Genomic DNA, 21,547 nt, shown 5'->3' on the forward strand with positions numbered 1-21,547 from the left:
GCCAGGGGCCATAGGGTCAGCCCCTTCCGCCATGTCTCGCGCCTTGCTGCCTGAAAATCACCACCGACTCGTCACCGAAGCCCTGGCCGCGCTCGACGTCCGCAACTGGGTGCTCAGCATCCACGACCCGAGCTTCCCCAGCCTTCCAGAAGAGGACACGGGCTGGGGCTCGCCGTACTCGAAAGGAGCGGCGCGCTTCCTCGCGTTCTCCCGGGAGCTGGGCTTCAACGGCATCCAGTTGGGGCCGCAGGGGCAGGTGACGGAGTTCAACGCCTCGCCGTATGACGGCACGCTCTTCTCGCGAAACCTCCTCAACGTGGCGCTCGCGCTGCTGGAGGCCCCCGAGCCCTGGGGCGCGCTGCTGCCACCGGGCCGCGTGGCGCAGCTCGCCGCCAGCCGTCCCTCGGCGCTGCCCCCCGGGGAGCGCTTCCGTCACGCCTTCCGCGCGCAGACCACGCTGCTGAACGAAGCGTGGCGCACCTTCCAGCAGAAGCGTGCGGCGCCGGACGCCGCTCCGTCCATCCGGGCACTGGCTTCGCGCTTCGACACCTTCCGTCAGCAGCACCGGGCCTGGCTGGTGCGGGATGCCCTCTTCGACGTGCTGTGCGAGGAGAAGCGCGAGCCGGACTGGCGGCGCTGGGCGGACTCGCTGGACGGGCGGCTGTGGAATCCCCGCCCGGAGGAGGAAGCGGCCGCCGTCGCGCGCCTGACGCAGCTGGAGCTGCGCTACGCGGACACGCTGGAGCGCTACGCCTTCTGTCAGTTCCTGGTCCATGCGCAGCACCACGGCCTGCGTGAGCGCGTGGGCGCATGGCGGCTGAAGCTGTATGGCGACCTCCAGATTGGCCTGTCGCCGCGCGACGCGTGGGCCTGGCAGGGCCTCTTCCTGCGCACCTACCTCATGGGCGCGCCGCCCAGCAGGACGAACCCGGACGGTCAGCCGTGGAACTATCCGGTGATGGACCCGGAGCAGTACTTCGAGCCGGACGACGCCCGGGCGAACGCCGGGAGCCGCAACGGGCCCGTGCTGCGCTTCATGAACGCGCGCATGGACAAGATGCTCGGCGAATACGACGGGCTGCGGCTGGACCATCCGCACGGACTGGTGTGCCCGTGGGTGTACCGCGCGGACCTGCCGGACGCGCTGTGGTCCGTGCAACATGGCGCGCGGCTCTTCTCGTCACCGGACCTGCCGGACCACCCTGAGTTGGCGCGCTTCGCGCTCGTGCGCCCGGCGCAGGTGGACCGCGCCGTGCCGCGCTACGCGGACCGCTGGGTGAAGGACCTCACGCCCGAACAGGTGCGCCGCTACAGCGTCCTCTTCGACACGGTGGTGGAGGCGTCGCGCCGCAACGGGCGGCAGGTGGGGGACTTGCTCGCGGAGGTGCTCAGCACGCTGCCGTACCCGCTGGAGCGCGTGCTGGCGCAGTACGGCCTGGGCCGCTTCCGCGTGACGCAGAAGGCGGACCTGCACGACCCGTCGGACGTGTACCGCAGTGAGAACGTGGGCCCGGATGACTGGGTGATGGTGGGCAACCACGATACGAAGTCCCTGTGGCGTCTGGTGGCGGACTGGCAATGGAAGGGCACGTTGCGCGCGCAGGCGGAGTACCTGGCGGTCCGCTTGTGCCCCGAGCCCTCGGAACGCGAGGCCTTCGCGCGCGAGTTGTCCACGAGCCCGGGACGGTTGGCGCAGGCGAAGGTGGCGGACCTGTTCGCCAGTCGCGCGCGCAACGTGATGATGTTCTTCACCGACCTGCTCGGGATGCCGGAGACGTACAACGCACCCGGCACGGTGGACGAACGCAACTGGTCCCTGCGCGTGCCCCAGGACTGGGCGCGACAGTACCGCGAGCGGCTGAAGGGGGACGCCGCGGTGAACCTGCCCGCGGTGCTCGCCATGGCGCTGCGGGCCCAGGGTGCACCGGCCCGCGCGCGGCACCAGCGCTTGCTGGAAGGACTGGACGCACTGGCCCGCGAGCTGCGGGCCGGGTGACGTGTGGTCTTCAGTGCTTCACGTCCACCACGAGGCGGGTGGGGTCGTGCAGCTCCATGACGCGGAAGTCGTTGGGTGCCTTGGTGCCCAGCACCCACGTCACCTCGGCCTCGAAGTCACACGTGCGCACCAGCTCCAGCAGGGCGGGCAGCTTGGGCTTCATCTCCAGCGCGGCCACGGTGGCGCGGCCCTGGTCGTCATGGCCGCGCGCGGGTGACAGGGTGACTTGGAGAAAGCCCTTGCCGGCCAGAGGCGTCTCGTCGCCGGAGCCACACTGGATGATGGGCTTGTCCACGTACTGGAGCTGGTAGCCGGGGACCTGCGGCCCGTCGAACTCGAACACCACGCGGTCGAAGTCGGCATGCGTGCCAGCGCGCACCGAGCGAAGCGTCACCGACTGGGCCGGGCGCCGCTTCAGCGACACCGGGGTGGTGGTCCACTCGCGGTTCTTCGGGTCCTCGGCGGGAGCGTCTCCCGCGGGGGCGTCCGAAGGCGGCTTGGTCTCACTGTCACCCATCGAGGCCGTGTGCACGGGAGGCCTGGCGGCGGCCTCGCCCTCGCGTGGAATGGTGCCCGGGGGCGGCGAGGTGGGCGGCGCTTGGACTTCGGGCTGGGGCTGCGCGCCGGTAGTGGCCGCGGCGGGCTCCTCCTTCTTGGAGCACCCGGCGAACGCCAGACACCCGGCCAACCACAGCGACGTCATCCTGCGTCCGGACCGCGTCATCATTCCCCTCCTGGCAGGGCCTGCGAGTTCAGGACTGCGGCCCATCGTCTCGCACGGGCGATGGCCCGGGGGCCAGCGTCACGACGGGAAAGCGGGCAAAGGTAACACCCGTGGACGGACCCGGAAGCGCTGGAAATTTTCACGGAGGACCGGTTGCCCCGGAGGGCCGCCGTCACCACGAATGCATGACACAGGACAGCGGGGCCGCGACTATCGTCCGCGCCGCAAGTTGTCCGCGCGGCCCCCGAACGCGCACGAACCGGAGAGCACCCTCGCATGGCCCCCCTCGACCTGACCTCTCTTCCCCGTCCCTCCAAGGACGACGCCACCGTGGGAACGATGGCGCGTGGCATCGTCGGCAGCGAAATCCTCCGCATCGCGGCGGAGATTCGCGAGCGGGCCGCCAAGGGGCAGAAGGTGTGCAACCTCACCGTGGGCGATTTCAACCCGCGCGAGTTCCCCATCCCCGACCCGCTGCGGGAGTACATCACCGCCGCGCTCCAGGCGGGCGAGACGAACTACCCGCCGTCGGATGGCGTGCTGGAGCTCCGTCAGGCCGTGCAGCGCTTCTATGAGCGCTCGCTGGGCCTGAAGTATCCGCTGGAGGGCATCGTCATCGCGGGAGGCGCGCGGCCCATCATCTACGGCACCTACCGCAGCGTGCTGGACGCGGGGGAGACGGTCGTCTACCCGGTGCCCTCGTGGAACAACAACCACTACGCGCACATGATGGACGCGAAGAGCGCGGTGGTGGTGACGGACGCCGCGCGGGGCTTCATGCCCACCGTGGAGCAGCTGGCGCCGCACCTGGGCGCCGCGCGCCTCTTGTGCCTGTGCAGCCCGCTCAACCCCACCGGCACCATGATTGAGCCGGATGCGCTGGGCGCCATCTGCGAGCGCGTCGTCGCGGAGAACCGCGAGCGCGAGAAGCAGGGCCGCAAGCCGCTCATCCTCATGTACGACCAGATTTACTGGGTGCTGAGCTTCGGCGCGGCCAGGCACGTCACGCCGGTGTCGCTGGTGCCGGAGGTGGCGCCGTACACGGTGTTCGTGGATGGCATCTCCAAGGCCTTCGCCGCCACGGGCGTGCGCGTGGGCTGGGGCGTGGGACCGCCGACCATCATCGCGCGCATGCGGGACGTGCTCGGCCACGTGGGCGCCTGGGCCCCCAAGGCGGAGCAGGTCGCGGTGGCGCGCTACCTGGACGACACCGCGGCGATGGAGACCTTCCTGGTGGGGATGCGCAAGGCCGTGGAAGCGCGGCTGGAGGCCTTGCACAAGGGGCTCACGCGCATGCGCGAGGCGGGGCTGCCGGTGCAGCACATCGCGCCGCAGGGCGCCATCTACCTGTCGGTGCGCTTCGACCTGGTGGGCAAGGGCGGCCTGCGCTCCAACAATGATATCCGCAAGCTCCTGCTGGAGAAGGCAAACCTGGGCGTGGTGCCCTTCCAGGCCTTCGGGCTGGACGCGGACACGGGTTGGTTCCGCCTGTCGGTGGGGGCCACGTCGGTGAAGGAAATCGAGGAGGCGCTGCCCCGGGTGGAGGCGGCGCTCCGCGAGGTCCTCTCCGCCGGCGCGTAATCCTTGCGACATCTTCCCGCTGCGCTCGTTCCACTATGGAGGTCCTGGGAATACGTTGCCCGGGGCCTCGTTGGGCCGCTCACGTGAATTCCTCCATGCTCAGGCGATTCGTGGACGTTCGGGACGAGGAAGTCGGCGCCGTCCGCTGGTCGTTCCTGTATTTCTTCACGCTGATGTGTGGCTATGCCATCCTCCGGCCCATCCGCAATGAGATGGGCACGGCGGGCAGCGTGAAGGGCTTGGACTGGCTCTTCACCGCCACCTTCCTGGTGATGCTCGCGGCGGTGCCAGCCTTTTCCGCGCTGGTGTCGCGTTGGCCCCGGCGGGTGGTGATTCCTCGCATCTACCGCTTCTTCCTGCTCAATCTGCTGGGCTTCTTCGTGTTGCTGAAGCTCGGGGTGGCGCGGGAGACGGTGGCGCGCGTCTTCTATGTCTGGTTGAGCGTCTACAACCTGTTCGTCGTCTCCATCTTCTGGAGCTTCATGGCGGACGTCTTCGCCAGCGGACAGAGCAAGCGGCTCTTCGGCTTCATCGCCGCGGGTGGCACCACGGGCATGCTGGTGGGGCCCTTCCTGGTGGGGCGGCTCGCCGAGCCGGTAGGTCCGGTGAATCTCATCCTCATCTCGGTGGTGCTGCTGGAGGTGAGCGCGCAGTGCGTGCGCCGGCTGAGCGGCTGGGCCCAGGACGTCCAGCAGCAGCCCGCCGCGGCGCAGGGCCCGGTGGGCGGCGGCGTGCTCGCGGGGCTGCGGCTCATCGTGACGTCGCCGTTCCTGCTGGCGCTGGGGCTCCAGGTGTTGCTCTACGCGGCGACCTCCACGTTCCTCTACTTCCAGGAGGTGCGGCTCGTCGCCGCGATGGGCAACGACGCGGCCAGCCGCACCGCCCTCTTCGGGGACATCGACTTCTACGTGCAGTTGGCCACGCTGGGGTTGCAGACGCTCGTCACGGGACGCGTCATCTCCTGGCTGGGGCTGGGGGCGGGGCTCGCCGTGGCGCCGGTGGTGACGGGCCTGGGCTTCCTGGGGCTGGCCGCCATGCCGGTGCTGACCGTGCTCATCCTGTTCAAGGCGGTGCGCGGCGCCAGCCACTACGCGCTGGAGCGGCCCTCGCGCGAGGTCCTCTTCACCACCGTGGACCGCGAGGCGCGCTACAAGTCGAAGAGCTTCATCGACACGGTGGTGTACCGCGGCAGCGACACGGTGAGCGCCTGGCTCCAGGGTGGCCTCACGAAGCTGGGCCTGAGCATGACGGGCCTGTCGCTGGCGGCGGTGCCCCTGGCCGGGCTGTGGCTGGGCGTGTCGCTGTACCTCGCGCGCCACCAGCGGCGGCAGGCGGAGCCGGTGCCGTCCGCCGCGCCCGAGGCGCCGGTGCCTGAAGAGGCCGCGGCCCGCTAGCGGTCATCCACACGCAGTCAGTCCACACACGCAGGAGGAATCCCGCATGACGCTGTCTCGCAGGAGTGTGATTCAGGGAGTGGCCGCGGCCGGCTCGCTCTGGGCCATGGGGTGCGCCACCACGGGCACGTCCGGCACCGCGTCTTCCACCCAGGGGCAGGGGGAGCAGTCCTCCGCGCCCGCCGCGCCGCTGCGCATCCTCATCCTGGGCGGCACCGCGTTCCTGGGCCCGGCGCTGGTGGAGTTCGCGCGCTCGCGCGGCCACACCGTCACGCTCTTCAACCGGGGGAAGACGAAACCGGGTCTCTTCCCGGACGTGGAGAAGCTGACGGGCGACCGCGACCCGAACAAGGGCGAGGGCCTGAAGGCGCTGGAGGGCCGCAAGTGGGACGCGGTGGTGGACACCTCCGGCTACGTGCCGCGCATCGTGCGCGCCTCCGCGGAGCTGCTGGCGCCCCACGTCCAGCACTACACCTTCGTGTCCTCCATCTCCGTCTACAAGGAGCTGTCGCGGCAGGGGCTCGACGAGACGGCCGCCGTCGCCACGGTGGAGGACACGGCGACCGAAGATGTGGAGAAGCACTACGGCGCGCTGAAGGCGCTGTGCGAGCAGGCCGCCGAGGCCGCCCTGCCGGGGCGTGTCTTCAACGTGCGGCCGGGCCTCATCGTCGGGCCGGATGACCCGTCCGACCGTTTCACCTACTGGCCCCTGCGCGTGGCCCGCGGTGGTGAGGTCCTGGCGCCCGGTGACGGCGTGGACCCGCTGCAGTTCATCGACGCGCGGGACCTGGCGGCGTTCATCATCCGCTCCGTGGAGGCCCGCACCACCGGCATCTTCAACGCCACCGGCCCCAGCCAGGACCTGCTGATGCGGGACTTCCTGGAGGCGAACAAGACGGCCCTGGGCAGCGACGCGCGGTTCACGTGGGTGGACACCGACTTCCTCACGAAGCACAAGGTGGAGGCGTGGTCGGACATGCCCGCCTGGGTGCCGCGCAACGGTGAAGAGGGCGGCATCGGCAAGGTGAGCATCGCCAAGGCGCTGGCGGCGGGCATCACGTTCCGCCCTGCCGCGGAGACGATTCGCGAAACGCTGGCCTGGTTCAAGGCGCTGCCTCCCGAGCGTCAAGCGAAGCCGCGCTCCGGCTTGTCCGCCGAGCGCGAGAAGGAAGTGCTGGCCGCGTGGCACCAGGCGCGCGGCACCGCCAACGCGGGCTGAGCGAGCCTTCGAGCGCGGGGACGGGCGGCTGGGGGCAGGTGAAGCGCCTCCTCGCACTGCCCGTCCTTGCGTCTGTGGACGCGGGTTTGACAGGAAGGGTGGGGCAGCGCGGTTTGCTGCCTGGGGGAACAACTTCGGCGCGGTGGGCTTCCGCGAGTCCCCGCGCTACGGCGACGACGCCATGCTGTCCGGCTACCCGTACCACTGCTTCGCCTCCGTGGATGCCGCCGGCAACGCGCTGTGGCTCACCCTTCACCGCGCCGTGACGGGCTCGGCGGCGCTGCTCGTGGAGTGAACACACGCGCCAGGTGCCCCGCAAAGCAACGAGGGATGCCCCGATGGACTCGGAGCATCCCTCGGATTTCGACCCATATATCGGGTTCGCCCTCCCCCTCTGGCGAGCGTGACCCCGGGTCCCCCTTCCACAGACTTTGCCGCCCCCGCGGCGCCGTCTTCCTACCCGCCCTTGGTGTGTGTCCGGAGGGCCTTGGACCCCTCCAGCGAAGCTGCGTGTGACACCTTCCCCCTACACCGCTTACGGCCCCTTCAGGTGCGCTTGCCCGGTGCCCCCAGCACCGTCACTCGGGGGAGCCGAGGCCCCCCCTTCACCTGTCCTGCTGCGTCCCAGGGCACCGCGGGCCGTGAGAGGGCCCGCAGCCGTGCCTGCGTCTGAGCGCGTCCGAACGTCTGCGGGCGCATGGACGCCACCCGCGTTACGTCCCTCGACTGGATTTGGATGGCTGCCGTCACGGCTGAATTCGCCAGGACCGCCAGCTGTGCCCGCTTCGCCCCCGCGAAGGTGGCCAGCTCCGGAATGACGATGCCCTCCAAAGCCCCCCCAGTGGCCTCGAGCCACTCCCCCCGGGAAAAGCGCCCCGGCCGTTGAGCCGTGGCCCTGCTTCCCTTGTCGCCGTGCGACACTGCACCGAGCCTCGTGTTTCCCCCAGATGCCCCCCGGCCCGGTCCATACGCGACGTGCGACATGCGTCTTCCCCCCGTTCGGTCCGCCGAAGTGACTGGCGACAAGGGCATACTGGCTCAGACCCAGGACGGAGTTTTCCGCCTCCGCGCCAATTGCTTGCGCGAGCGCGCCAGCGTGTCTGGCGTGTTTCAGTGGGTGTTGGCGGGGTGGATTTTCCGCATCTTCTCAGAGACCTGGAAGGTGGCGGGTGGGACGTGGGGCGAGCAGGCGCTACGGGTAGGGCGAGGCGGGACTCGGAGATGTCAGCCTGACACGATAGGGGAGTGGCTCACACTGCGTCTCCAGGCTCCCTCCCTGGTGGGTGGTGTGGTGGGCGGGAGGGGACAGGGCACATGAGGTGGGAAGAGATGGGCGAGACGCCCCGGGAGGACAGGCGCGGAGGCTGGGACGGTGGTGCGAAGGCGTCTCCAGGCCGCTCCTCCCTGCTGGCCGTGCTGGCGGAGAAGCCCTCCGTGGCGCGCGACATCGCGCGGGTGCTGGGGGCGAACGAACGCGGTGAGGGCTGGCTGCGCGGCAATGGCTATGTGGTGACGTGGGCCATTGGACATCTGGTGGGACTGGCGCAGCCCCATGAGATTCGCGCGGACTGGAAGAAGTGGAGCCGCGCGCTGCTGCCCATGCTCCCGGCGGACTGGCCGCTGGTCGTCTCCAAGGAGACGCGCAGCCAGTTCGAGGTGGTGAAGCAGGTGCTCAACGCGCCGGAGGTGTCCTCGGTGGTGTGCGCCACGGACGCGGGGCGCGAGGGCGAGCTCATCTTCCGGTACATCTACGACGCGGCGAAGTGCCGCAAGCCGGTCCAGCGGCTGTGGGTGTCGTCGCTGACGGAGCGGGCCATCCAGGACGGGTTCCGCCGGCTCGCGGACGGCCGTGAATACGAAGCGCTGGCCGCCGCGGCCATGGGGCGCAGCCGGGCGGACTGGCTCGTGGGGATGAACCTGTCGCGCCTGTACACCCTGGCGCACGGGGGCCACGGAGAGATGCTGAGCGTGGGCCGGGTGCAGACGCCCACGCTGGCCATGGTGGTGGAGCGCGAGCTGGCCATCCGCGACTTCGTGCCGCGTGACTACCTGGAGGTCGTGGCCACCTTCGCGCCCAAAGCCAAGGGCGTGCCGTCGGACGCGCGGTACCAGGGCACGTGGTTCCGCTCGGGGCCGGACGGCAAGCCCGTGGCGCCCCCGGGCTTCGAAGGCGTGCGCGAGGCGCGGCGGCTGGACGCGAACGGCGTGGAGGCGCAGGCCATCATCGACCGCGTGAGCGCCGGGCGGGCCGTCATCGAATCGCTGGAGGCGGAGCAGAAGAAGATGGCGCCTCCGCTCCTCTACGATTTGACGGAGCTTCAGCGGCATGCCAACCGGCTTTATGGCTTCAGCGCGCAGCGCACGCTGGAGGTGGCGCAGGCGCTCTACGAGAAGCACAAGCTGTTGAGCTATCCGCGCACCGCCAGCCGGCACCTGTCGCGCACGGTGGCGGACACGCTGCCGGAGGTGGTGAACGCCATCCGCGCGCCCTATGAGGAGGACCTGGCCGTCGGCACGGGGGCTCGGGCGCTGGGCAAGCGCTACGTGGATGACGCGAAGGTGACGGACCACCACGCCATCATCCCCACGCCCACGTCGCCGGGTGGGGTGCGGCTGTCTCCGGACGAGCAGCGCGTCTATGACCTGGTGTGCCGGCGGTTGCTCCAGGCGTGGCACGAGGACCATGTCTGGCGTGTCACCACCGTCATCACCGCGGTGACGTCGGCAGGGGCGCCGCCGGTGGTGGACCGCTTCCAGAGCACGGGCACCCAGGTGGAGCGGGTGGGCTGGAAGGTGCTGGACATTGGCGGCGGGCAGAAGGCGCCGCGTCTGAAGACGGAGGGACGCAAGGGCGAGGACGGGGAGCGGGAGCCGGACGACGAGCCCCAGAACTTGCCGTCGGGGTTGGAGCGCGCGCAGCCGCAGTCGGTGGAGGACGTGGAGGCGGTGAAGAAGCGCACGCGTCCGCCCCCGCGCTTCACGGATGCGACGCTGCTGACGGCCATGGAGTCGGCGGGGCGGGCGCTGGATGAGAAGGAGCTCGCGGACGCGATGCGCGAGACGGGCCTGGGCACGCCCGCCACCCGCGCGGCCATCATCGAGGTGCTGCTGGACCGCGAGTACCTGCGCCGTCGGGGCAAGGTGATGGAGGCCACGGAGAAGGGCATCCATCTCATCCAGGTGGTGCACCCGGATGTGAAGACGCCGGCCATGACGGGCCAGTGGGAAGCGTGGCTCCAGCGCATCGAGCGCGGAGAGGGCCAGCTCGATGAGTTCATTCGCGGCATCGAGGCGTATGTCATCGAGGTGGTGGGCCATGGCGCCACCGCGCCGCAAAGGCCTCCGCGCAACGAGGTAATGGGGGCGCCACCTGGCGCGGGTTGGGGACAGGACGGCGCGGCGACGGTGGCGAGCGGAGTGGTGGGTGCGGGAGGTGCGTTTGCGGCGCACGGCGCTGGCGCGGGAGCGCGTGGCCCTGGCGGGCAGGCTGTGTTCGCGGAGTCCTCTGTCGAGCGCTCCGCGGATGCCACGTCGGGTATGTCGGGACGTGGCCGACAGGGGGCATTCGCGGAGTCCTCTGCTGAGCGCTTGGCGGATGCTTCCGCGGGCATGCCGGGACAGGGACGCCAGGGGGCGTTCTTGGAGCCTTCGGAGCCGCTCTTCGGGACGCGGCGGAGCAGGACCTCGGCCTCCGTCGGTCGCTCGGAGCCTCGTGACGAGCCTCCGTCCTCCGCCATGTCACCGGGCGGCGGACCGGCCTCACGTCTTCCGCGAGCGGATGGCGCGGGCTGGAACGCTGGGGCCTGGGGGGACGCTGGCGCCGCTCGCGCTCCAGCGAACCGCGCGAGGACCCCGGCGTCTGCCGCGTCCACCGGGCAGCGGCCGGAGCGCGTCCGGCGTGCGCCGACGGCGCCCGAGGCGCTGCGTCCGCTGTTGAAGGAGGCGTTCGGTTTCTCGGACTTCCGGCCGTATCAGGAGGCCGTGTGCCGCGCGGCCACGGCGGGAGAGGACCTGCTGCTCGTGATGCCCACGGGCGCGGGCAAGTCGCTCTGCTACCAGTTGCCGGGTCTGGCGCGCGCGGGCACCACGCTGGTGGTGAGTCCGCTCATCGCGCTGATGGAGGACCAGGTGGCGCGGCTTCAGTCGCTCGGCTTCGCGGCGGACCGCATCCACTCCGGAAGAGACCGGGCCATGTCGCGGCAGGTGTGCGCGGACTACCTGGAGGACCGGCTCGACTTCCTGTTCATCGCGCCCGAGCGGCTCGGCGTCCCGGGCTTCGTGGAGTTCCTGGCGCGCCGCACGCCCGCGCTCATCGCGGTGGACGAGGCCCACTGCATCTCCCAATGGGGACACGACTTCCGCCCGGACTACCGGCTCCTGGGCTCGCGCCTGCCGCTGCTGCGCCCCGCGCCCGTGGTGGCCCTCACCGCCACCGCCACGCCGGACGTGCAGCGGGACATCGTCCAGCAGCTCGGCCTGCAAGGCCCCGGGGGCAAGGCGCGCACCTTCATTCACGGTTTCCGTCGCACCAACATCGCCATCGAGGTGCGGGAGCTGAACCCCGGCGCGCGCGGCGACGCCATCCAGGGCCTGCTCCAGGACGAGGAGAACCGGCCCGCGATTGTCTACGCGGCCACGCGCAAGCACGCCGAGCAGCTCGCGGACCAGCTCGCGGGCGACTTCCCCGCGGCGGCCTATCACGCGGGGCTCCAGCCTTCGGAGAGAGACAGGGTGCAGGCCGAGTTCCTCCGGGGTTCGCTGGAGGTCATCGTGGCCACCACGGCGTTCGGCATGGGCATCGACAAGGCGGACGTGCGCACCGTCATCCACGCGGCGCTCCCCGCCAGCCTGGAGGGCTACTACCAGGAGCTGGGCCGCGCGGGCCGCGATGGAAAGCCGTCGCGCGCGGTGTTGCTGCATTCGTACATCGACCGGCGCACGCACGAGTTCTTCCACCGGCGCGACTACCCGGAGGCGTACGTGCTGGAGCGGCTGTTCAAGTCCACGGCGCCGCAGCTCGAGCCCAAGGCCGTGCTCCAGGGCCGCGTGCGAGGAGACCCCGAGGTCTTCGACAAGGCACTGGAGCAGCTCTGGATTCACGGCGGCGTCGTCATGACGCCTGACGAGACGGTGATGCGCGGGAAGCCGGGCTGGTCCGCGTCGTACTCGGCCCAGCGCGATCGCAAGCTGCTGCACCTGGAGCAGATGGGGCGCTACGCGGAGGCCCATGGCTGCCGCATGAAGCAGCTCGTGGGGCACTTCGGTGACACCCAGGATTCGGGTGAGCCGTGCGGCCTGTGCGACGTCTGTGCACCAGAGGCCTGCGCCACGCTGCGCTTCGCCGAGCCGACCTCCGCGGAGCGGCACTGGCTGGAGCGCATCCTGGAGTCGCTCCAGGAGCGGGACGGACAGGCCACCGGACGGCTCCACCGCGAGCTGTTCGGAGAGTCCCTGCCACGGCGCGACTTCGAGCGGCTGGTGGGCGGACTGGTCCGCGCCGGGCTGACGCGCTTGGAGATGGACTCGTTCGACAAGGACGGGCAGGTCATCTCGTTCCAGCGCCTCGCCCTGACGGACGAGGGCCGGCGCACGCGCGCGGTGGACCCCCAGCAGGTGGTCCTGCCGTTGCCCCTGGAGAAGGCCGCGAAGCGCAAGCGGGGCAAGGGCGCGGAGAAGGGCACCGCGAAGCGGTCCTCGGCCAAGAAACGCACGGTCCGCGCGAAGGCCGGGGCCGCGACGCGGCGCACGGCATCCGAATCCCATGAGGAAGACCCGTCGACGCACTGGCGCGCGAACGCTCCCTCGAAGAGCACCGCCGGGGCGCCGCGTGCGTCCCGGAGCACGGCGGCTCCGAGTGCCTCCTCGAGCCGCCGCGCCGCGGCCGAGCCTTCTCCGAAGATGGTGGAGGCCTTGAAGGCCTGGCGGCTCGCGGAGGCGCGCAAGCGGCGCGTGCCCGCCTTCCGCATCCTCACCGACCGGGTGCTGGAGGCCATTGCGTCGGCCTGTCCGGAAAATGGCTCGGAGTTGATGGCCATCCACGGGGTGGGGCCCTCCCTCACGGAGCGCTACGGCGCGCAGATTCTTTCCCTCGTGGCGCGCAGGAGCTGAGCCCGGAAGCCCGCGAGGAAGGAGGCGTCCTTCCCACGAAGGGAAGGGCGCTTCCCTCCGCGCGCCACGGAGATTCCAGCGCAAGTCCGCGGGACGGGCGCAAGGGGCCGTGTCCGCACGCCCGCAGGAACGGAGAGCGTGCGTCCAGGCAACGAATCTTCTTCACCGCGCTGGCGGGCAGTGCAGGCGGCGTCCGCCCATCGCCACGTTGGTCCGGCCAAGCCAGCGGACTTGTGAGCGGACGCAGGGTGAAGAGGGGGGCACGCGATGGAACTGGGCTTCGAGACGATTGGAAACGCCACGCTCATCTGCCACGACCACGGTCCGGTGCTGGTGACAGACCCGTGGACGGACGGCAGCGCGTACTTCGGGAGCTGGACGCTGTCGCATGAGATTCCGGCGGCGCAGCGCGAGGCCATCCAGGCCTGTCCCTACGTGTGGCTGTCCCATGGCCACCCGGACCACCTGAGCATGGAATCGCTGGGCGCGCTGCGCTCGCGCACGCTGCTGGTGCCCAACCATTTCGGCAACCGGATGCGCGATGACTTGCGCGAGCAGGGCTTCAAGGTGCACGTGCTGGCGGACCGGGTGTGGACGCAGTTGTCACCGCGCATCCGCGTCATGTGTCTGCCGGACGTGAACCAGGACGCGGTCCTGCTGGTGGACCTGGGCGGGCGGCTGCTGGTCAACCTCAACGACGCGGGGGACCGCGGTGCCGGCCACTTCGTGCGCAAGGTGGTCAGCGGGTATCAGGAGTCGTATCTCCTGGCCCTGTCCGGGTATGGCGACGCGGACATGATCAACTTCTTCACCGAGGACGGGCAGCGCATCGAGCCCTATGCCGCGGCGAAGACGCCCGTGGGGCGGAGCATTGCCCGGCAGGCGGAGTTCTACGGGGTGCGCTACTTCGTCCCCTTCAGCTCCATGCACAAGTACCAGCGGGCCGACAGCATCTGGGCCTCCGAGTACACCACCCGGCTGGAGGACTACGGCCGGGGCTTCGAGTCGCGCACCTGCTCGCTGCTGCCCGCGTTCATCCGCCACGACTTCATCCGCGGTCAGACGGAGCGCATCCAGCCCCGGGAGCGCGTCCTGCGCCCGGTGGACCCCAAGGCCTTCGGCGACGACTGGAGCGATTCACTGGACACGGACGAGGTGACGGCGCTCACCACCTACTTCCTCGGCGTGGAGCACCTGGGGCGCACGCTCGACTTCCTGCGCTTCCGCGTGGGAGGCCGGGAGCACGTCATCGAATTCCAGAAGCGTCGCTTCCGCCGGGGCATCACCTTCGAGGTGCCACGCGGCTCGCTGATGTCGGCCGTGCGCTACCAGGTCTTCGACGACCTGCTCATCGGCAACTTCATGAAGACGACGCTGCACGGCGACTTCGGCGCGGGGCGGCTCTATCCGGACTTCAGCCCCTACGTGGCCAAGTACGCGGACAACGGGCAGGCTCGCACGCGCAACGAGCTGCGGACCTATTTCGCGGACTACCGCAAGCGCGACCCGCTGGGCTTCCTGCGCGCCAAAGTGGAGACGCATTGCGTGCGGCCCCTGCAGACGCAGTCCGCGGAGCTGCTGCGCATGCTGCTGCCCCAGGACTCGCGGGGCTACCGTGCCGCCAAGGAGACCTTCTGGCGGGTCCGCCGCGCCCTGCTCTAGAGGTACGGCGACAGCAGCCGCGCCAGCCCATCCCGCAGGCGGATGGGCAGGGCGCGCGCGTCCACCTGCTCCAACGTGAGGGGCCGCGCGTTGCGCAGCCGCGCGGCCACCACGCCCTCCAGCTGCGTGGCCAGCGCGGCGTCGTAGCACTCCACGTTGAACTCGAAGTTGAGGCGCAGCGAGCGCGGGTCCCAGTTGGCCGAGCCGATGAGCGACCACACGCCGTCCACCACCATCAGCTTCGTGTGGTCGAAGGGCGGGGCGGTGAGGAAGATGCGGCAGCCCGGCCGCAGCACCTGCCAGAGCTGCGCGTAGGCGGCCCACTGCACCAGCGGAAGATTGCCCTTCTCGGGAAGGAGGATGTCCACCTGGACGCCGCGCAGCGCCGCCACGCTCAGCGCGGTGATGAGCGCCGTGTCCGGGAGGAAGTAGGGCGTGACGATGCGCACCGACGTCCGCGCCGTGGCCAGGGCCCCCAGCAGCACCGTGCGCAGCGTCTCGAAGTCCTCGTCCGGGCCGTCCGCGATGCCCCGCGCGAGCACGGTGCCCGCTTCGGTGAGCGGCGGGAACCAGGCCTCGCCTGTCAGCCGCTCGCGCGTGGTGAAGGCCCAGTCCTCCGCGAAGGTCTCCTGGAGCTGTCCCACCAGCGGTCCTTCGACGCGGAAGTGCAGGTCCACGGCGGCGTGCTCACCGGGCCAGAAGGCCTCGCGGATGTTCATGCCGCCCGTGAAGCCCACGCGCCCGTCCACCACCAGCAGCTTGCGGTGGTTGCGCAGGTTGGCGAAGGGCAGCCGGTAGGGCATCAGCGACGGCAGGAAGCGCGCGGCGCGGACGCCGGCTCGCCGCAGCCGGCCCAGGATGGGCGGCCACGTGTAGCGCGAGCCCACCGCGTCCACCAACACCCGCACCTCCACGCCCCGCTTCACCGCCGCGCTCAGTGCCTCCACGAAGCGCCGGCCCGCCATGTCGTTGTCGAAGATGTAGCTGCACAGCGACAGCGTCGTGCGCGCCGCGTCAATCGCCTCCAGCATGGCGGGGTAGGCGTCCCGGCGGGACTCCAGCACGGTGAGGCGGTTGCCCGGCAGCAGCGGCCGTCCCACCACCGCGTCCCCCAGCCGCACCAGGGGTGCCAGGGGGGCGGCCTCGGGGTGGGGGCCGCTCACCGTCTCCGCCTTCACGGGCGCCACCTGGGACAGTGGCGGAAAGCGGCCGTGCTCTTGTTTCAGCATCAACGACCGCGCCCGCCGCCGGATGCGGTTGATGCCCAGCAGGACGTACAGCACCCCGCCCAGCACCGGCACCAGCCACGCCAGCCCCACCCAGCCCACCGCGGCCCGCACGTCCCGCTTGTGCAGCACCGCATGGGCACTGGCCACCACGCTGATGAGCACGGTCAGCGCCGCCACCACGTGGGGCCAGGCCACCTCCAACCACGCGGGGATGTCGAACAGGTGCATAGCGAACGGCGGGGCCCTCCCGTTCCGCCTATCACGCCCGCATGGAGCGCGCAGTCCTCAGCGCCCCCGGGGCGTCGGGAATCAACCCCCGCGGCCGTTGGCCCCCGTGTGCCGGCGCTGGCTGAATGAATCCGGCCCTGCTGTGTTGAAGGGGTTGACGCAGGCTGTCTGGGAATGCATCTTGCCAATGTCTGGCATTTTGCAACGGGTGGTTTTCTCCCCGGGCGCAGCGGACCTGCCCCACGGGGCAGGTGACCGATAAACAGACAGCACTGTCTGGTTTGGATGCGACACCCTCGACGGACGCGATTCCTCCGTGCTGACGCCATGTTGCCGGGCGCGCCGTCAGGGATGTTTACATTCTTTGGCTTCAAACTTGGAATATCGAAAGTCCATGCAATGTCATGAAATCTTGCTTTGTCCTCTGGGCGTCAGATTGGCGCGGCGGTTGCTCAAGGGCGGAGCGCTCCAGGCCGCGGCTGGCGGAATCGCCGGGCGGCGGGGGCGTCCCCCGAAGTAGGCGTCAGAGGAAACCCCAAGATGCTCAAGTTCCGCTCCGTTGCGCTGGTGGCTGGTGTGGCCCTTCTCGGTTCCGCGTGCGGTGGCCCGGAGGCCTCCGAGTCCGAGCAGCCGAAGATGACGTGGGAGGAGTTCCGGGCCTCGGTGTACGAGGATCCCGAGGGCAAGCTGATTTTCGACGGTGACATGGCGCTGGACAGCGAGGAGGAGCTGCGGACCTTCTTCGACAACCACGTCGCGGCGGAGACGGGGACCAGCCGGGGCGGCCTGGCCGTCTACAACACCAGCCCCACCAAGGCCGTCAGCGGGGACGTGAAGTGGAACGCCACCCAGGCGCGCAACCTCACGTACTGCGTCAGCAGCACCTTCTCCGGCAACAAGTCGCGTGTGGTGACGGCGATGAACAGCGCCACGGCGGCCTGGGAGGCCACCGCGAACGTCAACTTCACCCACGTGACCGCGCAGGACGGGTCCTGCACCGCTTCGAACAACAACGTGCTCTTCGACGTGCGTCCGGTGAACGCGGGCGGCAGCTACCTGGCGCGCGCCTTCTTCCCGAACTCGGCGCGCTCGGGCCGCAACGTGCTGGTGGACAACTCCGCCTTCGGCAGCATCTCCCCCTGGACGCTGACGGGCATCATGCGTCACGAGCTGGGCCACGTGCTGGGCTTCCGTCACGAGCACACGCGTTCCTCGGGCAGCGGCTGCTTCGAGGACAACGCGTGGCGCGCCCTGACGACGACGTATGACCGCGCGTCCGTCATGCACTACCCGCAGTGCGCTGGCACCCAGACGGGTGACCTGGTGCTCACCACCCTGGACAAGCAGGGCGCTCGCGCGCTGTACCCGTAGTCCCACGATGCGGGACCGCCGCCCTGGCCGCGCCGTGAGGCCCGGCCAGGAAGGGCGCGCTGGCTGGAGGGCACCCCTTGCTCGGGCGGGTGCCTTCCGGCCTCATCGCGTTCGCGCGCTGCCCGCCGTCAGGACGGCGCGCCGACGCCCAGCTCCTCGGTCGCGTGGGGCGACTCGAAGAAGATGAGCGTCTTCACGTGGTCCGCGTCCTCGATGTCCAGGCACTCCAATTCGCCGCTCTCGCTCTCATCCGCGTAGATGTGGTCGGGCTTGAGGATGCGGTGGGTGACCTCTCCGCCCGGCCGACCGACGATGATTTCCACGGAGCCCTTGTCGCTCCCCTTCGGTTCAAGGGCGATTTCGACCAGCGGCAGCCTGCCGGCGAGCGGCTGGTCGCCGAAGTCGGCGCTCTCCGTCTCGATGCGCACCCAGTGGTCGCGCTCCAGGTTGCTCAGCAAGGCGAGGTAGTCCCCCCAGCCTTCCCTGGGTATCTCCCGAGTGTGATGCATGTGTCTGCCCTCCGGATTCCGTTGCTCAGCAAAACCGTAAGGCTTGTGAGTGCGGGGTGTGGAACGGGCCTGCTCCCCTGGCACGTCAGCTGGCCGGAAGGCGCGCGGCTACACCCGCCGCGCCTGGACCTCGCCGGCCTCCAGCGTCAGCCGGAGCGTGCCGTCGTTTCCACGGTGGCCAAAGTGCTCGTAGGCGGCCCGCTCCAGCAAGGGGGCGAGCGTCGTGCGCAGCCCTCGCGCGCCCGTCTCCCGCTTGAGCGCGCGGGCGACCACGAACTCCCGCACCTCGGTGTCCACCTGCAGGCGCAGCCCTTCCTGCTCGAACTCGCGCTCGTAGGCACGCAGCACGTTGTGCTGGAGGATGTCGCCCAGGGTGCCCGCGTCCAGGGGCGAGAAGGAGACCAGCCGGTTGAAGCGGCCAATGAGCTCCGGGATGAAGCCGTAGCGCGCGAAGGCGGTGGTCTGTTCCAACTGCTCCTCCGTCACCCGCGTGGCGATGCTCTCCGCCCGCGCCGGGAGCGGTTCGCGGCCGAAGCCCAGGTGTTCGCTCCGGGCCAGCCCATCCGCGGTGGCGCCCAGGCCACTGAAGGCGCCGCACGCGATGAAGGTGACGCAGGCCAGCTCCATGGTGTCGGGCCGCTGGCGGCTGGTGAAGCCGAAGTCGGGCGGGAAGTCCGCGCTGGGGGCGGACAGCATGTGCAGCAGGCTGCGCTGCACGCCGAAGCCGCTGACGTCCTTCGTGGTCTGCTGGCCGGCGAAGCGGCTGTCGGAGCGGCTGGTGGCGAGCTTGTCGAACTCGTCCATGCACACCACGCCGCAGCCGGCCCAGGCCGCGTCCCGGTCCGCGGCTTCGTACAGGCGCGACAGCAGCGTGCTCACGTCGTCGCCCACGTAGCCCGTTTCGGAGAACTGCGTGGCGTCCGCCAGCACGGTGGGCACGGCGAGGATTTCGCGGAACAGCAGCTCCACGAGGAACGTCTTCCCCGAGCCGGTGGGCCCCAGGAAGAGGCAGTTCTCCCGCATGCCCGGTTCGGGGGCGAGCCCCTCCAGGAACAGGTGGCGGATGCGGCGCAGGTGCCGGTACGCCAGCACGGATGCCGCGCGGCGCGCCTCCGGCTGCCCCCGGTAGCCCAGGTCCGACAACCGCTCGTCGATTTCGCGGGGGGAGAGGACCTCAATGGCGGCGACGCGCGCGCGCACGTCCTCGTCAGGCGATTCGGGCAGCGGCTCCAGGCCAGGGTGGGGGATGCTCATTCCAGGGGACTCCAATCAGGGGCGGGTGGCCGCCGGAGGGCGCATCATCCTGGCGGGGCGCGGGGCCGACAAGGCGGGCCGCGCGCCTGCTCACGGCCGTCTTCCAGCCCGGGGTGTCGTCACGAACACCGTCGGGCGGTTCCCATTCCTTCCGGGCGCCATGCCTACCCGTGAACATCCGCCGCGCGGCGGGCGCGTCCGGCCGCACGGAGTGCTCCTCAAGGGCAGGGGTGACGCATTACAGGGTCACGCCCATGGGTCCAGCGGATGAGTCTCGGGCAGCGCGGTCGAAGGCCCCTCTCTTGGGGGCGTGGGTGGAGGCGGACGGGCGGGTGCGGTGGCGTGTCTGGGCGCCCGGCCACCAGCGCGTGGAGGTGGTGCTGCACGACGCGCAAGGCAATCCCGGCCGCGTCTTGCCGATGGCGCAGGAGCCCGGCGACTGCTTCGGCGCGGTGCTGGAAGGGCAGGGCGCGGGGCTTCGCTACAAACTGCGCGTGGACGGCGAAGGCCCCTTCCCAGACCCGTGGTCGCGTTCGCAGCCCCAGGGCGTGCATGGGCCGTCCGAAGTGGTGGTGCCCGACTTCGCCTGGACGGATGCGGGCTGGAAGGGCGTGGCGCCGCAGGCGCTGGTCATCTACGAGGTGCACGTGGGCACGGCCACGCCCGAAGGCACCTTCGAGTCGCTCATCCCGCGTCTGGCCGGCCTCAAGGAGCTGGGCGTCACCGCGCTGGAGCTGATGCCGGTGGCGTCCTTCCCGGGACGCCGCAACTGGGGCTACGACGGCGTGAGTCTGTTCGCGCCCCTGTGGGCCTACGGCGGTCCGGAGGGGCTGCGCCGGTTGGTGGACGCCGCGCACGCGCACGGGCTCGCGGTGCTGATGGACGCCGTCTACAACCACTTCGGACCGGATGGGAATTACCTGCGGGTGTATTCGCCGCACTACTTCACCGGCCGCCACCACACGCCGTGGGGCGACGCGGTGAACTACGACGGCGAAGGCAGCGCCCACGCGCGAACCCAGGTGCTGGCCAACGTGGAGATGTGGATTGCCGACTACCACCTGGACGGCCTGCGCCTGGACGCCGCGCACGCCATCATCGACGACGGCACGCCGCACCTGCTCACCGAAATCGCCGAGCGTGCGCGGGCCTGCGCGCCGGGCCGGCAGGTGCATGTCATCGCCGAGGACGAGCGCAACGAGCGGCGCCTGATGCGCCCCGCGGCGGAGGGCGGCCTGGGACTGGACGGCGTGTGGGCGGATGACTTCCACCACCAGATGCGCCGCGCCTTCGCGGGGGACAGCGAGGGCTACTACCAGGACTACACGGGCAACACGGAGGACCTGGCGCGCACGCTGAACCAGGGCTGGTTCTACGAAGGGCAGGTGTCGAAGAACCTGGGCCATGCGCGAGGCACGAAGGCGGATGGGCTGGAGCCCTGGCGCTTCGTCCACTGCATCCAGAACCATGACCAGGTGGGCAACCGTGCCTTCGGCGAGCGGCTGGGGCACGACGTGAGCCCCGCGGCCTTCCGCGCCATGAGTGGGCTGCTGCTGCTGTCTCCCTACACGCCCATGCTCTTCATGGGGCAGGAGTGGAACGCCAGCACGCCCTTCCTCTACTTCACCGAGCACAACGCGGAGCTGGGCAAGCTCGTCACGGAGGGCCGGCGCAAGGAGTTCGCCGGCTTCGCGCGCTTCGCGGGCGCGGAGGTGCCGGACCCGCAGGCGGAGGACACCTTCACCCGCTCCCGACTGGACTGGGCGGAGGCGGAGAAACCAGGGCATGCGGGCGTGCGAGCGCTCTACCGGGAGCTGCTCCGTCTGCGCGCTTCTGAGCCCGCCCTGCGCGAGACGGGGCGGGGCTCCTACGAGGCCCGGGCCCTGGGGCCGGACGCCCTGGTGCTCGAGCGGCGTGGGGGCGGCCAGCGCCTGCGGGTGTTGCTCAGCCTGCGCGGCGCGCTGGATTATCCGGTGCCCGCCGGCTCGGAGCTGGTGCTGTGGACCGAAGATGCTTGCTTCGGCGGCTCCGAAAAATTGCAGCCATTGAAGACAGACACCGTGCAGCTGAAGGGTTCGGCTCTGGCTGTGATAAGACTTCCCGCAAAAGACTGAGAAACGCGTGATGTTTCATTGCACGTTTCACTGCAGGGCGAGCGGGCATGGCTGAAAACATGCTCAAGAAATGTCGTGGGAATTCCATATCGACTCAAAGGGTATTTGGGCCCGCAGTCCGTCGTTGAGTCGGTAACACCTCTGGTCGCTCCTGAAGA

At 70.2% G+C, this 21,547-nt stretch carries 14 protein-coding genes; 9 read left to right on the top strand and 5 right to left on the bottom strand.

The window, feature by feature from the left end:
- Positions 1-31 precede the first annotated feature (31 nt).
- Entirely contained in the window at positions 32-1,996 is a 1,965-nt protein-coding gene (locus BHS09_RS02740; RefSeq protein ID WP_140797082.1) for a 4-alpha-glucanotransferase, read from the top strand.
- Positions 1,997-2,006: 10 nt separating this feature from the next.
- Here BHS09_RS02740 and BHS09_RS02745 read toward each other — a convergent pair whose 3' ends face one another.
- Entirely contained in the window at positions 2,007-2,720 is a 714-nt protein-coding gene (locus tag BHS09_RS02745) for an AMIN-like domain-containing (lipo)protein (protein ID WP_472796583.1), read from the bottom strand.
- Between the two features lie 276 nt (positions 2,721-2,996).
- Between BHS09_RS02745 and BHS09_RS02750 the strand changes: the two genes are divergently transcribed.
- The 4 genes from BHS09_RS02750 (at position 2,997) to BHS09_RS38510 (ending at position 7,209) form a co-directional block, all read left to right on the top strand.
- On the top strand, positions 2,997-4,301 hold the full coding sequence (locus BHS09_RS02750; RefSeq protein ID WP_140786955.1) for a pyridoxal phosphate-dependent aminotransferase: 1,305 nt from the start codon (positions 2,997-2,999) through the stop codon (positions 4,299-4,301).
- Positions 4,302-4,396: 95 nt separating this feature from the next.
- Complete coding sequence (locus BHS09_RS02755) at positions 4,397-5,695, top strand: NTP/NDP exchange transporter (RefSeq protein WP_237077987.1); 1,299 nt, start codon at positions 4,397-4,399, stop codon at positions 5,693-5,695.
- A gap of 46 nt (positions 5,696-5,741) precedes the next feature.
- Positions 5,742-6,914 (top strand): NAD-dependent epimerase/dehydratase family protein, encoded by a 1,173-nt coding sequence (locus BHS09_RS02760; protein ID WP_140797084.1) that lies wholly within the window; start codon positions 5,742-5,744, stop codon positions 6,912-6,914.
- A 142-nt stretch (positions 6,915-7,056) separates the two neighbouring features.
- Entirely contained in the window at positions 7,057-7,209 is a 153-nt protein-coding gene (locus tag BHS09_RS38510; protein WP_161605120.1) for a hypothetical protein, read from the top strand.
- Between the two features lie 251 nt (positions 7,210-7,460).
- Here the strand turns inward: BHS09_RS38510 and BHS09_RS02765 are convergent, their stop codons facing one another.
- Entirely contained in the window at positions 7,461-7,745 is a 285-nt protein-coding gene (locus BHS09_RS02765) for a hypothetical protein (protein ID WP_140786964.1), read from the bottom strand.
- Positions 7,746-8,243: 498 nt separating this feature from the next.
- On the opposite strand from BHS09_RS02765, the gene BHS09_RS02770 reads away from it, so the two are divergent.
- A complete protein-coding gene (locus BHS09_RS02770) occupies positions 8,244-13,022 on the top strand; it encodes a DNA topoisomerase 3 (protein ID WP_140800595.1) in 4,779 nt (1,592 codons plus the stop codon).
- 267 nt (positions 13,023-13,289) lie between these two features.
- Positions 13,290-14,684 carry an MBL fold metallo-hydrolase gene (locus BHS09_RS02775; protein WP_140786966.1) on the top strand — a complete coding sequence of 465 codons (1,395 nt, stop codon included), beginning with the start codon at positions 13,290-13,292 and terminating at the stop codon, positions 14,682-14,684.
- Here BHS09_RS02775 and cls read toward each other — a convergent pair.
- Positions 14,681-16,141, bottom strand: a complete 1,461-nt coding sequence (gene cls / locus BHS09_RS02780; protein WP_140786968.1) for a cardiolipin synthase — start codon at positions 16,139-16,141, stop codon at positions 14,681-14,683. The genes BHS09_RS02775 and cls overlap by 4 nt on opposite strands.
- A 540-nt stretch (positions 16,142-16,681) precedes the next feature.
- Here cls and BHS09_RS02785 point away from each other — a divergent pair.
- Positions 16,682-17,512 (top strand): M57 family metalloprotease, encoded by an 831-nt coding sequence (locus BHS09_RS02785; RefSeq protein ID WP_174260484.1) that lies wholly within the window; start codon positions 16,682-16,684, stop codon positions 17,510-17,512.
- 128 nt (positions 17,513-17,640) lie between these two features.
- Here the strand turns inward: BHS09_RS02785 and BHS09_RS02790 are convergent, their stop codons facing one another.
- Both BHS09_RS02790 and BHS09_RS02795 read right to left on the bottom strand, forming a co-directional pair.
- Positions 17,641-18,021 carry a DUF5335 family protein gene (locus BHS09_RS02790; protein WP_174258619.1) on the bottom strand — a complete coding sequence of 127 codons (381 nt, stop codon included), beginning with the start codon at positions 18,019-18,021 and terminating at the stop codon, positions 17,641-17,643.
- Positions 18,022-18,129: 108 nt separating this feature from the next.
- A complete protein-coding gene (locus tag BHS09_RS02795; protein ID WP_174258620.1) occupies positions 18,130-19,275 on the bottom strand; it encodes an AAA family ATPase in 1,146 nt (381 codons plus the stop codon).
- Positions 19,276-19,529: 254 nt separating this feature from the next.
- On the opposite strand from BHS09_RS02795, the gene treZ reads away from it, so the two are divergent.
- Entirely contained in the window at positions 19,530-21,389 is a 1,860-nt protein-coding gene (treZ, locus tag BHS09_RS02800) for a malto-oligosyltrehalose trehalohydrolase (protein ID WP_140797086.1), read from the top strand.
- The last annotated feature ends 158 nt before the right edge of the window (positions 21,390-21,547 follow it).

The sequence above is a fragment of the Myxococcus xanthus genome, from assembly GCF_006402735.1.
Classification (GTDB): domain Bacteria; phylum Myxococcota; class Myxococcia; order Myxococcales; family Myxococcaceae; genus Myxococcus; species Myxococcus xanthus_A.